Source organism: Dactylosporangium sp. NPDC006015, from assembly GCF_040614215.1.
In the GTDB taxonomy this organism is placed as follows: Bacteria; Actinomycetota; Actinomycetes; order Mycobacteriales; family Micromonosporaceae; genus Dactylosporangium; species Dactylosporangium maewongense.
The window spans coordinates 294,582-309,627 of the sequence record NZ_JBEXUD010000007.1 but is presented as its reverse complement, the minus strand read 5'-3'; the positions used below and the strand labels follow the sequence as shown (position 1 = coordinate 309,627).

The window sequence follows — 15,046 nt, the reverse complement described above, 5'->3', positions numbered from 1 at the left end:
GCTCGATCCCTTCGGTTGTCGGACGTACCACGGTCACCCGGCTCGCTCGTTGTACTGACGGACGGCTGGCACGCACACGCTCAGAGCGACGACAGCAGGGCGTAACCGCCGCAGAACAGCGCCACCGCGATGGCGATGAGGATGGCGATCGCGATGAACCCCAGAACCGGGTTCCCGCCGGCGGACGACGAACGCGTCGCCCTGGCGCTGACCCGCGGCGGCGGCCGGCGGATGTTCCCAGTGCCGCCGGCCGGCCGGGTCGGCGAGGTGCGCGCCGGGTTCCTTCCGGCCGGTCCGGGCACGATCGAAGGGGTGGCCCGGGTGCCCTGGGTGCCGGCGGGCGTCCGCCGCGGCTGCGTGGGCATTGGCCGGATCGAGCCCGTGACCGTCGCCCGGCCGGTGGCGGTGACGGGCCCACTGGTCAGGGTGGGCGGGCCCGGCTGGATCGTCTGGGTGGGGGTGACCGGCGCACCGGCTCGGGTGGGCGGGCCCGTCCGCTGCCGTGGCCGCCAGTCGATGACGCCGGACGGGTCGACCGTGCCGAACGCCTGCAGGAGCTGCCGGAGGCTCGGCCGGCCCTGCCTGGTCGGGGCCGTCAGCATCCGCAGCAGGGTGTCCGGGACGTCGCCACCCGAGCCAGAGAGCGCGGCCGTGACCTCGGGCACCTCGCGCTTCGCGGTGAGCACCCGGGCGATCAGCAGCGCGACCCGGTACCGATCGACGTACGTGTCGACCTGCTGCGGCATCGGTGTGAGCGGGTCCTCGAAGTTGGCCGTGTTGACGTGCGGGCGCGGCCCGTAGGAGCTGCCGTCGATGTCGATGAGGTACACGGTGTGCCTGGTGGGGTGCCAGAACGCGTTGGCGTAGGACCAGTCCGCGTAGACGATGCCGCAGCGCTCGAAGAGCCCGGCGAGCTGGGCCAGCATGACGCAGAACTGGGTCCGGTCGGGCGCGGACTGCTCCGGCACCCCGCGCTTGACGAGGTAGTCGTTCGGCTTGGCGAGCCAGTCGATCGGGAGCCGCTCGCGCCGGATCGACGCCGTCTTGGAGTTCGTCGACTTCCAGGAGACCAGCAGGTCGTCGGGGGCCTCCGGCATGACGACGCCGACGGTGCGGTCGCCGTCGGTGACCCGGCTGACCGGCCAGGCGGTCGACTGCGTCACGAGCGTGCGGTCCGTGGCGTCCGGCAGGGCCGCGGGCTGGGCGATCAGGCGGTCCATGGCGGCGATGTCCAGGGCCGCCGCCGCGTCCCAGGTGTACCGCTTGAACAGCAGCCCCGGGCGCGCCGGGATGCGCCAGACGCCCTCGCTCTGCCCGCCGCCCTGGAACTGGGGCGGGCCGTCGAACCTGCCGAGCACGGGGATCTGCACCACGGCCGGCAGGTGCATCACGCTCATGGCCGTGCCGCTTCCGGGCCGCCGGGCGCGTGCGGCCAGACCACCACCGCGGTGCGGTCGTCGAGCAGGCCCTTGGCCTGGAAGTCGACGTCGAGCATGAACGACGCGAGCGGCGGCGGATCCCGCCACCGGTCGGCGAACCAGTGCTCGGCGCCGTCGACCTGGCTGAACGCGTCGGCGACGCCGTCGGAGAGCAGCGCGACCGCCACCGCCTCGTTCAGGTCGAACAGGATCGCCCGGGCGGCCTGCGGGTAGTGCGGCAGGAACGCGCTGAGCACGCTGCCGTCGAACTGTTCCTTCGCCTCGCCGGTCAGGCACTGCCAGCGCTGCCGCCGCAGCATCCACAGGTGGGTGTCGGCCAGCTGCCCGGCCCAGGCGATGCGCCGTACGCCGGTGGAGCGCGTCGGCAGCACGGCCAGGGCGAGGGTGGTCCGGACGTGTGCGGGGTCGAGTCCCCGCTCGCGGGCGGCCGCGGCGATGTTGCCGGCGACCTCGGCGAAGATCCGCTCGACCGACAGGCGGTCGGGCGGCACCCCCTGGTCCAGCTCCCGGCGCAGCAGCCCGACGGCGGTGCCGACCGCGACCGACGCCCCGAGCTCCGCGCGCGAGCTGTCCGACATGCCGTCGGCGACCGCGATGATGAGGTGGTCGCCGGTGGCGTCCTGGGCGACCCGGTAGGCGTCCTGCCTCGGCTTCGCGGGGCGTTCGCACCGGTGTCCCGCGCCGACCACGGACGCCGCGCGGATCCGCAGGTCGCCCACGCGCGCCTGGTCGGCCGCGACGCCGGGCGGCGACGCCGGCTCCTGCGGCAGCAGCCACGCCATCTGCGAGGCCCGGGACACGGGGGCGAACCGGGGCGGCACGGCGTGCGCCGGCACCAGGTCGCTGTGCGCGGGGCCGCCGGCGGCGGGATCCTGCACCGGTTCGGGCCGGCCCTGACGTGGCGGGGGCGGCGCCTGGTCGGTGCCGTTCCTGCCGCGCTCCGCGGGCGGCCGGCCGTCCCTGTGGTCGTGGCCCGGCGACGGGTACCGGCGCTCGAACTCCCGGTCGATCGGCGGCGGGACCGGCGCCGGCGGGCCGTCGTCGGCACCGTCCGGGCCCGTGACGCGGCCGCCGGCGCGCTCCCGGCCGCCGCGCTGGGCCGAGCGGGCGTGCTCCCGCCACCCCCGGCGGGCTTCGCCCTGGTGCATGTCCCGGCGCGTGCCGTCCTGGCGTGTGCCGTCCTGACGCGCGGTGTCCCGGTCGTCCGGTTCTGAGGCGCCGGTGGCGCCGGTGGCGGTTCCCTGGCCGCGCAGCACGCTCGAGATGCCGTGGCGCAGCCGCGTCAATATCTGCATGGACATCGATCTCTTCTCGTTCGCCAGGGTGCCCACCGCGATGGGCACGAACACCGGGTAGGGACGGCGGTCAGTTGCTGGTCGGCCCGGACTGGGCCGGCCTGCGCTTCCGCCAACCGGCGACACCGGTCGGGTCGGCCGGCGGGGCGGCCGGCGGGGCGGCCTGGTGCGGGCCGGGCGCCGCGGTCGCGTTCCGAGGCTCGGGTGGCGATTGCGGTGTCGAGCGCGGCGCGGCCGGCGGGGCGGCCTGGTGCGGACCGGACGGCGCGTCCGGGGCGGCGGCCGGCGGACCGGCGACCGGCCCGCCGAGCCTCGCGTTCACCGGCGGCGGCCCGCCGGTCGCCATGTTCCGGGTGTTGCGGAGCAGCCGGTCGCGGATCTCCTCGATGTCCATGTTCTGGATCAGGCCGGCGTCGAGCATCCTGCGGAACATCTCGTCGGAGCTGCGGAACACCGCGTCCTGCCGCTGCTCGAGCTCCTGCTGCCGGGCGTGCATCAGCCGCAGCACCTGGAGAGTCTGGTCGGGGTGGTGCCGCAGGTGGGCGGCGAGCGACCCGAACTCCCCCCGCACCCCGGCAGCCACCGCGCGCATGCGCTCGCGCTCCAGCTCCTGCTCCGGCTGGAGGGGCGCGGCGTCGAGGGCATGCCCGCGGGCGGCGTCGTCGCGCGTGACGTGCGCGGAGACGTGGTCGATCGTCAGGCCGTAGCCGAAGATGCGGACCGGCGGGTCGTAGAGTTCGTTGATCTCCTGTTCGACCTGGTCGCAGTCGGTGATCTCGTACTTCCTGCCGACCTTGCGCATGGCGTCCATGACGCGCCGGACGACGACCTGCTCGCCGTCGCGGACCCCCTCGCGCACGACCTTGACCGGGTCGGTGACCTGCCAGCCGATGTCGACCTTCGCCGCGAAGAAGGAGCTGTCGCTCTTCGCCGGCAGCGGGTCCCGCCCGGTGGAGACGGTGCACTCGTGGTGGGAGATGTCGACCTCGTACATGGTCTTGTACCGGCCGGACATCGCCTCGCCGAAGGTCAGCAGCCGGCCGAGGTCCTCCAGCTTGCCTTCCTGGGTCGAGTACACCGCGGTCACGCCGGCTCTGAGGATCGGCCTGGCGAGCAGCTGCACCCTGGCGACCGGCTGCTCGCTCAGGATCAGCGAGCGGGGCTGCGCCGGGTGGCCCTGTCGAGGGTCCTGTCGAGGCATCGGGTACATCACCGGTCTCCAACCTTCAGGTGACGGCGGCCAGAACGGCCTGCGGATGCCGGCCGCCTACGGACGTCAGGCGATCCCGCCCGCGGTGACCCGCCCCTCCGGAACACCTGGCCGGCGCCGAGCTCGCGGCCGGGCCGCCCGACGACGAGCGGCGCCACGCGATGACTGATGCATACGCCTGCCATTGAGGGCCCTCCGGAGGATTCCGGTCATGCCGACGACCGCGGCGGGCCGGGCGGCCGCGGCGTGACGCACACGGTGCCCATCGGCATCCTCCGGTCGGTCGCCTGTCGCGGTCCTCCCCCATCTGACGGACAGCGGCGCAGGCGGGCACGACCGGCCCTCAGGTCCGGCCGCCACCGCCGCGACCGACACCGGGGTCGAGGCGGTGCCACGACCCCGGCGGTCATCAGGACGTCACGGACGGCCTCGTCTCATCGAACGGCGCGGAAGATCCCGCGCACGAGGTCCTGGATGTCGTGCCGTTCGTCGCCGGCGGTCGCCGCCCTCCGGTGGTCGTGGCGCGCGCCGAGCTCGCGGATGACCGCGGGGAAGAGCCACAGCATGCCCGTGACGATCGTGACGCGCGCCGGCGCCGCGTGGCGTGGCGGTCGGCGTCTCCTGCAGAGCGCGACGAGCGCCCCGACGGCCGTAGGCCGGTAGTGCATGGGAACCCCCTGGTTGATCGCGGATCTTGTCTTTGTTCGCGGTTAGGCATATTGAGCTGGACCGACGTCAATCGGTCCAGACTCCGGAACAATTCCGGATGACCTCGAATAGGCCATTCGGCCGACCGTGCCGCCGGCGCTGGGTATGGCTTTCCGGATCGACGGTTCGTAGGCTGTTCCGGAACGTTCGGCGCCGCGAGTCGAACGTGATCGAGGTGGTCTCAAGGGGGTTGAGCGATCTGACGATCGTCAGTGCCGCCGATCTTTCGACCGCCAGGGATTGGGCGGATTTCGGGCGGCTGCTCAGCCGGTTGAAGCTCGACCGTGGGCTGTCATTCATCCAGATCCAGAAGCGGGCAGAGGCGCTGAGCCTGCAACGGAGCCTCCCGCCAGCGACGGTGAATCCGATCATGAAGGGGATGCGGCGACCGGCGAAGGAGTCGCTGGAGTGCCTGCTCGAGGTCTTCGACGTGCGGCCGGCGGAGCGAACTGCCTGGCTGTCGGCGTGGCAGCGGCTCGCCGAGACGCTGTCGGCCACATCCCTGCCGCGCTTCGACGAGGTGTCGCCGCGGCAGCTCGGAGTGCATGCGGCGATCGCGGCCGGCGACAGCAGCGGGGAGCTGCCGGTGTACGTGCAGCGCGACTTCGACGATCATCTCCGCAGCCATCTTTCGGAACAGATCGATCAAGGCCGTTTTGTGCTGCTGGTCGGCCGGTCATCGTCGGGCAAGACGAGATCGCTGTATGAGGCGGTGCGGGTCGTCGCTCCGAATTGGCCGATTGTGCAGCCCTCCGGAACCGCCGAGATCATCGATCTCCTGCACGGCACGCGGCAGCGGATCATTGTCTGGCTCGACGAGATGCAGCGCTTTCTCGGTGCCGATCCGCGGCTTACCAAGGAACACGTCATACGGCTGCTCCAATTCCCCGCGCTGGTGGTCGCGACGCTGTGGTCCGACGACTACCTGATGCGGAGGTCGCCGGGTGGGTCCGGCGTCCCGGCAGACCTCCAGAACGACCGCAGGCTCCTCGATCTCGCAGAGGTCGTGAGCGTGTCCGCGGAGCTGTCCAGCGAGGAACGCGCCGCGGCCGTCCAGGCCGCCAGGACCGACCCCCGGATCCGGCTGGCGCTCGCCGTTCAGGATGCCGGGCTCACGCAGGTGCTCGCGGCCGGGCCCGACCTGCTGCGGCGCTGGGAGCACGCGCCGGACCCCTACGCCAAGGCGGTCATCAGCTTCGCCGCCGACGCGCGGCGGCTGGGGGTGCTGTCGCCGATCACCGAGGCCACGTTCGAGTCGGCGATCGGCGGCTACCTGACCTCGTCGCAGCGCGTCAACCGGCCGCCGCGGTGGCTCACCGACGCTCTGGCGTTCAGCCAGCAGGAGGTGCACGGTGCGGTGGCGGCGCTGGCGACAAGGGACGATGGCCGTACAGGCCGGCTGACCGGCTATGTCGTCGCGGACTACGTGGCGCAGCACATCCGGCGTGCGCAGTGCCCTCCGGCCGGTGCGTGGGAGGCGCTCGTCACCGGTGTCGAAGACGCGGAAGACCTGCGTCGCCTCGCCTTCGCGGCCACCGCCCGCATGCGCTACCGCCACGAGGAGCAGGCGCTGCGGCGGCTTCTGGAGCTCCACGGAGAGGGCGTCGTCGAGCTCGCCGGGGTGCTGTTGCGCAGCGGGCGCGTTCAGGAGGCGCTCGACTTGCTGCGCCAGCACCTGGACGCGACGCCGGACGACCGCGTCGCGGCGGCCCGCCATGCCCACATCGCCACGCTGGCCCGGCGGGTCGGCGAACTGCGCACCGCCGCGGAGGCCGGCGATGCCGAGGCTGGCCGGCGGCTCGCCGAGCTGTGCGCCGACGGAGGCGTGGCCGATGCGCTGCGAGCCAGGGCGGATGCCGGCAGCCTCCTGGCCGAGGAGGACCTCGCGGCGTTGCTGGCCGACCGTGGCGCCGTCGACGAGCTGCGGTCGCGAGCCGACTCGGGCAAGCAGCCGGCCGCCGACGCCCTCGCCGAGCTGCTGGCCTCGCACGGCCGCAGAGACCTGCTGCAACAGCGGGCCGAAAGAGGAGATCAGGCCGCCGCGCGGCAGCTGATGAAGCTCCGCGACTCGACCACTGCGGCGGACGGTGCCGCGGTGCAAGCGCAGATCGCTCACCTGCGACGCGGGATCATCGGCGGCGACGATGCGGCGGCCCGGCAGCTGACCACTCTGCTGTTCGACCTTCGCAACGAGGCCGAGCTGCGGCGCGAGGTCGACGCCGGCACACTTCAGGCCGCCGAGCGGCTCGTCGCGCTGCTCAACGCCGACGAGAACGTCGACCGTTCGTTCGTCGACCGTCTCCGCACGCACGGCCTCGAAGCGGACGGCGCCCCCTGTGTGCCCGGGGAGGCGTGACGATGGACGCGATCACGATGCCGCGCGGCGAGATGGCCTGGCACAAGCAGCTGGCGGGGATTCCGGTCGACCGCGTCGTGCACCTCGGCGGCGTCCCCGCCGCTGACATTGTCGCGGCGACGGCCCGCTTCGACGACCTCCCGGCGGCGGTCGTGGTGACGTCCGCGAAGGCGGCCGCCGGAAGCGTCGCGGTGCTCGTGTCCGAGGTGATCGACGCCCTCGACGTGGTGGCGCGGCAGCTCCTGCACGGATGGCTGCCCGAGGCCGAGCAGCTCGACGGTCCGCAGGGGGCCGCTGTGGCCGCGATCCGGGCGATCGCGATCGAGCGGGCCCGCGCCGCGGGGCTTCCGAGCGCCTTCCTGGCCGATCTCGCGGAGCGTGCGTTGACCGGCCGGCCGTCACCGCGGGTGCGGTTGCGGCCGGGGACACGGGTCGCAGGGCTTGCCCGTGTCGTCGCGACGGGCTTTCAGCGCGATCGGTTGGTGTTGTCCATGCCGGTCGGTCGCGTCGCTGTCGCGGGCGCGGAGTGGCTCGCCGATCACGGACGGCTGGGCGTTTGGCTCACCGGGGCCGGGTCACCCGGCCCCGAACGCTGCTGCACCGTCCACCTCACGCCACCACCACCGGCGGTGACGGGGGTCGCGGCGGCCGCCGGAAGGCCGCATCCCAGGAGCACGGTCGAGGCCGCCCTCGAGTCCGTGCTGCGGCAGCAGAACGAGCGGTGGGCGTATGGCCGTGCCTGGAACGCGACCTACCAGCCGTCGCCGGTACGCGGCGCGATCCGCCCGGATCTGCTGTGGGCGGCTGAGCGCGTGGTGGTGGAGCTGGACGGGCCAGAGCACTGCCGGCCCGCGCAGTACGACGCCGACCGGGTCCGCGACGTCCAGCTCCAGCTGGACGGTTATGCCGTGCTCAGGTTCACCAACGCACGGGTGCGGCACGACGTGCAGGCGGTGGCGGCGCAGATCGAACACCTCATTCGGACCCGAAGGCACGACTTGGCGAAAGGACAGCAGGGTGGCTGACGACCTCACCCCCTCGGAGAGCGCGCTGCTCATCGTGTTGATGGCGGAGGCCCGGGAAATCTCCAATCCCGAGCTGCAGGACCGTTACCAGATCACGCTCACCGGCAAGAGCCGGGAGAAGCTCAACAAGGCCGGCTACGTCAGGAGCGACAAGGTGGGCCGTTCGTTCGTCCACCAGCTCGACGACAAGGGCTGGGAGCGGATGCACCAGGCGCTCAACTTCGACAGCCCACGAGCCCGGGCGTTGGGCGCGGCGTTGAGCGCGCTGCACGACAACCTCCGGGAGCGCGTGCTGGGGCGTAACGCCTACCACCGGTTCAGCGAGATGTTCGCGCACACGCCGGAGCCTCGGGACGACGTCGAGGCGCGGATCCGGGAGACCTACACCGCGCTGGCACCACACCCCGGCGCGTGGGTGAAGCACACCGACATGCGGGGAAAGCTCAGCGACGTGCCCGCGGCGGCGTTGGACGAGGCATTCTCTCTGTTGAGCCGGGCCGAGGACGTCGAGATGATGCCGGAGTCCAACCAGAAGACACTGTCCGCCGAGGACCGCCGCAACGCCGTGCGCGTCGGGGGGCAGGACACGCACCTCATGGCCATCGGAACGCGATGAACGAAGATCAACGCAAGGCACTGGCGGCGCTCAGGTTCGACTGGGCGCCCGTGCCCGACGACGTCTGGCGCCCGTCACCGTTCCACGTCGAGGGGCTGCACCAGGGCGTCATCAACGACGTCCTGGCGGGGCTGGCGGACGCGCACGCGAGCGCCGACGGCAGCCCCTTGGGCCTGGTGCTGAAAGGCCGCCGTGGCTCGGGCAAGACCCACCTGCTGGGCTGGGTCCGGCAGCAGATCCAGGACCAGGGCGGCTACTTCTTCCTGGTCAGCGTGCTGGATGCCGAGGGATTCTGGGCGAGCGTCCTGGACTCGATGCTCAACGGCCTCTTCCGTACGGTCCCGGACAGCGACACCCAGCTGCGGCTGTTCCTGCGGCGGCTCGCGTCGGTGGTCGGCGCCCCCCGGACGGCGCGCCGAGCCGTCATGGGCGAGACCGAGCTGACCCCGGCCGCGCTGGACGCGTTCCTCCTCGGCCTGGCCGAGCACCACCGGGAGGTCGCACGCGAGTGCGACGACACCCTCCGTGCGCTCGCCCTGTCCGCTTCCGACGACGTCGCGCACCGCGACCTCGCGGAGAACTACTTCAGTTCGGAGCCGGACGCCGACCACGAGGAGCGCGCGCGCTGGCGTATGCGACGCCGTCCCCGCCCCGCACAGATGATCGTGCGTGACCTGTCCCGGCTGCTGGCGCTGACCGGTCCGACGGTGATGGCCGTCGACCAGATCGACACGCTGATCTCGCAGTCGTCGATCACGTCGCAGGACGGCCAGCCGTTCGAACCGGCGGACACCGGCGACTGGGCTCAGCTCCTGGTGCTGGAACAGCTCGCGCACGGCCTGATGGCGCTCCGCGAGATCACCCGCCGGACCCTGACCCTGGTGGCATGCATCCCTCCGTCATGGATGCTCATCAAGAGCCGGACGACCGACACCGTGCGCGACCGGTTCCGCGAGCCCGCCGAGATGCTGACGATCCAGCAGCCGGCCGTGGCCCGGAGCATCATCGAGAAGCGGTTCGCCCACAGCTACGGTCAGATCGGGTTCACGCCGCCGTATCCGACCTGGCCGGTGCGTCCCGAGGCGTTCGAGACGGCGGCCAAGCACACGCCGCGGCAGTTGCTCATCGAGATCGACGAGCACGTCCGGAGCTGCCTGCTGCACGACAAGGTCCGCGAGCTCGAGCGGCTCGGCGAGGCGCCGAGTACCGGACCGAGCCCCGCGCCGCCGCTGGCACCGCCGAGACTCGCGGATGAGGCGCGCGAGCGGTTCGACGCGCGATTCGCCGAGCTCCGGGATGAGGCCGACGTCGCGACACCGCTCGACCCCGACCGTGAGGATGCGATCGTTCCTGGCCTGCTGTCCGCCGGGCTGACGGCGTGGATCATCGAGCAGGGGATGGCCGAGGAGACCCTGAGCCAGGACGGCCCACCCGGCGCGAAGCCGATCCTCCACGCGCGGCTGCGCCGCACGCTCGACGAGGACAACGAGGACCAGGCGCACTGGTCCTTCCGGGCGATCAGCGCCCGGCATCACGGTGTCGCCGCGCTGCACCGCATCAACCGGGCGGTCACCGCGGCGGGCGTCGACAGCAGAGTGGCCAAGCGCCGGCTGTTCTTCCTGCGCAACGGCGCCTGGTCCGGCGCCAAGACACTCGCCGTCATCAAGGAGCTCAAGGGCAGGAACACGGCGACGCTCGCCTTCGGCGAGCCCGACCTGCGCACGCTCGCCGCACTCAAGGTCCTGCTCGACGAGTCCCATGCCGACCTTCCGGCGTGGTTGATGGCCCGGCGACCGGCCAGCGAGGTGCAGGTCTTCCGGCAGGCGATGGCGGACCTGGAAACGCCCGCGCAGCCCGACGCGAGGACCCTCGGCGGCGAGCCGCCGGCCGTTCCCCGGCAGGCCGGCGGCGACGCGCCGTCCGCGGCGCCGATGCTGACCGTCGGCCACGACTTCTCCACCGGCGCGCCGGTTCGGCTGGCCGTGGAGTCGTTGCGTAAGCACGTCGCGATCTTCGCCGGCTCCGGGTCGGGCAAGACGGTCCTGATCCGGCGCCTCGTCGAGGAGTGCGCGTTGCAGGGTGTCTCCGCCATCGTGCTGGACCCGAACAACGACCTGGCCCGGCTCGGCGATCCCTGGCCGGCGCAGCCCGAGGCGTGGGGGGCCGGTGACGCGGACAAGGCCGCGGCTTACATCGCCGGCACCGAGGTCCTGGTGTGGACCCCCCGCCGGGAGACCGGACGGCCGTTGAGCTTCCAGCCGCTGCCGGACTTCAGGAGCGTGCTCGACGACCCGGACGAGTTCAACGAGGCCGTGGACTCCGCGGTCGCCGCACTGATCCCGCGGGCGCGCCTGGACAGCCGGGCGGCCAAGGCGCACCTCGGCCTCGCCGTCCTACGGCGTGCCGTCGACCACTACGGCCGCCGCGGTGGCGGCACCCTGCGCGGCCTGATCGACACGCTCATGGATCTGCCCGACGGTGTCAGCGAGCTCGACGGCGCGGACAAGATCGCCGGCGGGCTGGCCCAGGCATTGACCGCGTCCATCGACAACGACCCGATGTTCGGCGGCGACAGTACACCGCTGGACCCGGCGGTCCTGCTGCAACCGTCGGACGGCAGGCGGGCGCGGATCTCGGTGATCAGTCTCGTCGGGCTGCCCGCCGACGATATGCGCCAGAGCTTCGTCAACCAGCTCCAGATGGCGCTGTTCGCGTACATCAAGAAGCACCCTGCCGGCGACCGGCCGCTGCTCGGCCTCTTCGTGATGGACGAGGCACAGACCCTCGCACCGTCGGGGACCATGACGGCGTGCACGCAGAGCACGCTCGCGCTGGCCTCACAGGCCCGCAAGTACGGCCTCGGGCTGGTGTTCGCCACCCAGTCGCCGAAGGGGCTGCACAATCGCATCCCGGGCAACGCCGCCACCCAGTTCTACGGCCTGCTGAACGCCCCGATCCAGATCGACGCCGCGCGGGAGATGGCGAAGGCGAAGGGTGGCGACGTCCCTGACATCTCCCGGCTGCGCTCCGGTGAGTTCTACGTCGCGGCCGAGGGCGAGGCGCCCCAGAAGGTCCGGACGCCGCTCTGCCTCAGCCACCATCCGAAGAGCCCGCTCACCGCCGAGGAGGTGCTCGGCCGGGCCCGGGGGCGGGCAGGTGCCGGCGGCGTCAGCTGAGGACGGGCTCGGTGCGCAGCTCGTGGGCGCCGTCGGGGCGGGTGACCTCGTAGTACAGGCGGCCCGGGACGGTGGTCAGGTAGCGCAGGCCGTGCGGCGGGTGGGGGGAGCCGCAGGGGGCGGCGGGCGCGGCGGTCAGCGGGCCGAACAGGCCGTCCGGGCCCAGGGCGCCGGTGGCGGTGCCGGTGCGCTCCTCCCAGTTCTCCCCGGCGGTGGCGCGGCCGTCGTACGTGGCGGTCAGCGTCCCCTCGTGGACCGAGACGGCGGAGAGGCGGACACCGCGGGCGTCCCAGTGGCCGGGCCGCGGGGCGAGGGCGACGCCCTGCCAGGCCCAGTCGACGCCGTCGGGGCTGGTGGCGTACCAGGTGGACATGCGGTCGGCGTGTTCGGGGGTTTCCAGGGGGTGGACGGAGGCCCAGAGGTGCCAGCGGAGGCCGTCGAAGTGCAGGACGGGGTCCTTGACGCCGATCTCGGCGGAGCCGGGCAGGACGGTCAGGGCGGGGGCGTCGCCGAGCTTCCCCGGCTCGTCGGCCTCCAGGAGGTCGACCCGCCAGTGCTTGGTGCCGGGGGTGGCGACGCTGACGTACAGGCGCCAGCGGCCCTCGGGGGTGACGACCAGGGCGGGGCGCTCCAAGGAGGCGCCGCCGAAGCGTTCCCTGGTGACCTCGGCGACCGTGGTGAAGTGCACGCCGTCCGACGAGCGGGCCACGACGTTCGCGTACCCGCGGCCCGAGCCGATCGGGCGGCGCAACCGGTACGCCAGGAACACCGACGAATCGAGCATGATCGCGCTCGGGCCGCCGGCCCAGTTGCCGGGCCCGCCGGCGGGTGGGGCGACGACGACGTCGGAACCTGTCAGGCGGGGCAGTGCGGGCAACGAAGGCTCCTAGCGGTAGTTGCTGGCGTGCTCGAGGCTCAGCCAGTCGGCGTACGACTCGCCGGAGACCTCCTGCAGCAGCTCGATCTCCTCGACGAACCGGGGCAGCAGCGCGGCACGCTGCTCGGCGGTGACCTTCGGCCGCCTGCCGTGCTGGCGGTGCAGGAGCGCGAGCAGCGGGGTGCTGAACGCCCGGCGCACCGGCACGGGGAACCGATGCCCGATCCTCCCACCGTTGCGCAGCAGGAGGCGCAGGCCGGCGTTGACCCGCGTGTCGGCGACGTACCGGCGCACGTTCTCCGGCGGGATCTGCGCCACGTGCCCGGTGCTGACGCCCAGGAACGCGCAGACCCGGTCGACGGTGGCCGCGGGGTCGTCGCGGAGGTCCTTGTAGCGCAGCAGCAGGAGCCGCTCACGAGGGAAGAAGCGCAGCAGGTGGCGCAGCTGGCTGCCGTACCGGCCGAGGGCCGTGTAGTGCCAGAAGTCCGCCCAGCCGGCCGCCTTCCTGGTCTCCTCCAGCTCGACCGCCCGCAGGAAGTCCGCCTCGGACTCCAGGCCGGCGCCCCACAGGTGGGACCAGTTGGAGTGGGCGCGGTCGACCGGGTCGCGGAGCACCAGGACGAGCTTCGCGTCCGGGACGAGCTTCGCGATGCGTTCGTGCGCCGCCAGGTCGTACAGGTAGAACGGCGTCGCCTCGCCCCGCAGCGCCCCTGCCGGTGCGGGGTCGAACAGCGCCTCGTAGTCCGCCCGGCGCCACACGTGCTCCTGGTAGGTCTGCCGGTCGCCGGGCCCGCCGGTCGTGGGCGGCGGGCCGTCGGACAGGAAGAACTTGGGCTCCTTGACCTCTGGGAGGAAGAGCTGCGGGTGTCGTACGAGTGCCGCGTGCAACGCCGAGGTGCCCGCCTTCGGCACCCCGGCGACCAGGAAGTCCGGCAACGCCATCACAGTCTCCTACCTACCTTGTCGATAGGAAAGATAGCCTAACTGCCACGGGCGGGGGACGACAACGGAGTCCGCCGATGGCATGCTGCGGTGATGAGCGTGGTCTCTGTCATCAACTACAAGGGCGGGGTCGGCAAGACCACACTGACGGCCAACATCGGCGCCGAGCTCGCCGCCCGCGGGCGCACGGTGCTGCTCATCGACCTCGATCCGCAGGCGAGCCTCACGTTCTCCTTCTACCGGCCCGCCGAGTTCGAGTCGCGGCCCACGATCCTGCCGTGGTTCGCCGGTTACCTGGCCACCCGCGCCGCCGAGCCGCTGCACAAGTACGTGGTGAGCCCGCGCGAGATCAACGCCGTGGTGCAGCCCCTGGGTGGCCGGCTGGACCTGCTCGCCGGTGACCTCGGGCTCATCGAGGTCGATCTCGACCTGGCCGCGGCGCTCGGCGGTGCCCGCCTGCGGGCCGGCAGCCCCCGCTACCTGCCGGTGCACCGGCTGCTCGCCGACGCCCTCACCGACCACGCCTTCGACGGGTACGACTCGATCCTCATCGACTGCGCACCCAACTTCAACATGGTCACCCGCACCGCCATGGTCGCCAGCGACCACGTCGTGGTCCCGGCCCGTCCCGACTACCTGTCGACCCGCGGCATCGACTACCTGCGGGCCCGCATGTCCCGGCTGGTCGAGGAGTACAACGCCGCCGCGCCCCACCCGATCAACCCGGAGATCATCGGCGTCGTCTACACGATGGTCCAGTACACCGGCGCGGGCCCGCTCATCTCGCAGCGCACCTCGGTCAACGAGACCTCCCGCATCGAGATCCCCGTCTTCCGCCAGACCATCCGCGACAACAAGACGGCCGTCACCGACGCCGGCGAGCGCAGCCTCCCCGTCGTGCTCGCCCCGCCCGGCACCACCTCGATCGAGACCCTACGATACGAGTTCCAGCAGCTGACGAGCGAGTTCCTGGCGCGCACCCGGATCTGAGGAGCCTTCCGCGATGACCGACCCCGCCGACCTCGCCCACGACGTCCTGCTCAAGGTCGCGGCGTTCGTGAAGTCCCTGCCGGCCGCGCAGCTGGCGGACCTCGCCTCCGGCGCGGCGAAGCTCACCCTGGTGTCGAAGGCCGGCGCTCCCGCCACCGCGTCGAGGCCCCTGTCCCGCCCCGTCGCCGAGATCGAGACCATGCTGTCGGAGATCGGCACCCGCGCCGCGGCCGTGCAGTACCTCAACGACGAACGCCTCACGGTGGCCCAGCTCCGCGAACTGGCCAAGGTCCTCGGCGTCGCCCTCCCCGGCAAGTCCACGAAGTCCGACATCACCACGAGAATCGTGGACTCCGTCGTCGGCCGGCGCCTGGACGCCTCGGCCATCGACCGCCTGGCCGGCCGCTGACGC

Annotated in this window: 12 protein-coding genes; 6 read left to right on the top strand and 6 right to left on the bottom strand. The window is 72.4% G+C overall.

Translation table 11 applies throughout. The features are described from left to right. Positions 1–80: 80 nt before the first annotated feature. From ABZ321_RS15540 to ABZ321_RS15525, 4 genes are all read right to left on the bottom strand, one after another. On the bottom strand, positions 81–1,397 hold the full coding sequence (locus ABZ321_RS15540; protein WP_354891347.1) for a hypothetical protein: 1,317 nt from the start codon (positions 1,395–1,397) through the stop codon (positions 81–83). Beyond that, on the bottom strand, positions 1,394–2,740 hold the full coding sequence (locus ABZ321_RS15535; protein WP_354891344.1) for a protein phosphatase 2C domain-containing protein: 1,347 nt from the start codon (positions 2,738–2,740) through the stop codon (positions 1,394–1,396). The genes ABZ321_RS15540 and ABZ321_RS15535 overlap by 4 nt, the downstream gene beginning before the upstream one ends. A 64-nt stretch (positions 2,741–2,804) precedes the next feature. Continuing rightward, positions 2,805–3,935: a hypothetical protein gene (locus ABZ321_RS15530; protein ID WP_354891341.1), complete on the bottom strand. Its 1,131-nt coding sequence runs from the start codon at positions 3,933–3,935 to the stop codon at positions 2,805–2,807. A 443-nt stretch (positions 3,936–4,378) separates the two neighbouring features. Next, positions 4,379–4,510: a hypothetical protein gene (locus ABZ321_RS15525; protein ID WP_354891338.1), complete on the bottom strand. Its 132-nt coding sequence runs from the start codon at positions 4,508–4,510 to the stop codon at positions 4,379–4,381. A 308-nt stretch (positions 4,511–4,818) separates the two neighbouring features. On the opposite strand from ABZ321_RS15525, the gene ABZ321_RS15520 reads away from it, so the two are divergent. Genes ABZ321_RS15520 through ABZ321_RS15505 form a run of 4 tightly spaced genes read left to right on the top strand, consistent with a single transcriptional unit; the run spans position 4,819 to position 11,825 of the window. After that, positions 4,819–7,008, top strand: a complete 2,190-nt coding sequence (locus ABZ321_RS15520; RefSeq protein WP_354891336.1) for a hypothetical protein — start codon at positions 4,819–4,821, stop codon at positions 7,006–7,008. A gap of 2 nt (positions 7,009–7,010) precedes the next feature. After that, positions 7,011–8,033: a DUF559 domain-containing protein gene (locus ABZ321_RS15515; RefSeq protein ID WP_354891333.1), complete on the top strand. Its 1,023-nt coding sequence runs from the start codon at positions 7,011–7,013 to the stop codon at positions 8,031–8,033. Beyond that, positions 8,026–8,649, top strand: coding sequence for a hypothetical protein (locus ABZ321_RS15510; protein ID WP_354891330.1), 624 nt, complete (start codon positions 8,026–8,028; stop codon positions 8,647–8,649). Before ABZ321_RS15515 ends, ABZ321_RS15510 begins: the two co-directional genes overlap by 8 nt. Then, positions 8,646–11,825: a DUF87 domain-containing protein gene (locus ABZ321_RS15505; protein WP_354891328.1), complete on the top strand. Its 3,180-nt coding sequence runs from the start codon at positions 8,646–8,648 to the stop codon at positions 11,823–11,825. The genes ABZ321_RS15510 and ABZ321_RS15505 overlap by 4 nt, the downstream gene beginning before the upstream one ends. Here the strand turns inward: ABZ321_RS15505 and ABZ321_RS15500 are convergent. Then, complete coding sequence (locus ABZ321_RS15500) at positions 11,818–12,702, bottom strand: hypothetical protein (protein ID WP_354891326.1); 885 nt, start codon at positions 12,700–12,702, stop codon at positions 11,818–11,820. The two genes, ABZ321_RS15505 and ABZ321_RS15500, sit on opposite strands and share 8 nt — an antisense overlap. A gap of 9 nt (positions 12,703–12,711) precedes the next feature. Then, the gene (locus tag ABZ321_RS15495) at positions 12,712–13,644 is read right to left on the bottom strand and encodes a sulfotransferase (protein WP_354891324.1); all 933 of its coding nucleotides are present in this window, start codon (positions 13,642–13,644) and stop codon (positions 12,712–12,714) included. 93 nt (positions 13,645–13,737) lie between these two features. Here ABZ321_RS15495 and ABZ321_RS15490 point away from each other — a divergent pair, with 93 nt between their 5' ends. Together ABZ321_RS15490 and ABZ321_RS15485 are read left to right on the top strand one after the other, a co-directional pair. Continuing rightward, positions 13,738–14,634 (top strand): ParA family protein, encoded by an 897-nt coding sequence (locus ABZ321_RS15490; RefSeq protein WP_344506157.1) that lies wholly within the window; start codon positions 13,738–13,740, stop codon positions 14,632–14,634. Between the two features lie 13 nt (positions 14,635–14,647). Next, entirely contained in the window at positions 14,648–15,043 is a 396-nt protein-coding gene (locus tag ABZ321_RS15485) for a hypothetical protein (RefSeq protein WP_344506158.1), read from the top strand. Positions 15,044–15,046: the final 3 nt, after the last annotated feature.

Coding starts and splice junctions, on each gene's coding strand:
- ABZ321_RS15535 (WP_354891344.1), bottom strand. CDS start 2,740: ATGTCCATGCAGATATTGACGCGGCTGCGCCACGGCATCTCGAGCGTG.
- ABZ321_RS15530 (WP_354891341.1), bottom strand. CDS start 3,935: ATGCCTCGACAGGACCCTCGACAGGGCCACCCGGCGCAGCCCCGCTCG.
- ABZ321_RS15540 (WP_354891347.1), bottom strand. CDS start 1,397: ATGAGCGTGATGCACCTGCCGGCCGTGGTGCAGATCCCCGTGCTCGGC.
- ABZ321_RS15515 (WP_354891333.1), top strand. CDS start 7,011: ATGGACGCGATCACGATGCCGCGCGGCGAGATGGCCTGGCACAAGCAG.
- ABZ321_RS15525 (WP_354891338.1), bottom strand. CDS start 4,510: ATGCTGTGGCTCTTCCCCGCGGTCATCCGCGAGCTCGGCGCGCGCCAC.
- ABZ321_RS15495 (WP_354891324.1), bottom strand. CDS start 13,644: ATGGCGTTGCCGGACTTCCTGGTCGCCGGGGTGCCGAAGGCGGGCACC.
- ABZ321_RS15490 (WP_344506157.1), top strand. CDS start 13,738: ATGAGCGTGGTCTCTGTCATCAACTACAAGGGCGGGGTCGGCAAGACC.
- ABZ321_RS15505 (WP_354891328.1), top strand. CDS start 8,646: ATGAACGAAGATCAACGCAAGGCACTGGCGGCGCTCAGGTTCGACTGG.
- ABZ321_RS15485 (WP_344506158.1), top strand. CDS start 14,648: ATGACCGACCCCGCCGACCTCGCCCACGACGTCCTGCTCAAGGTCGCG.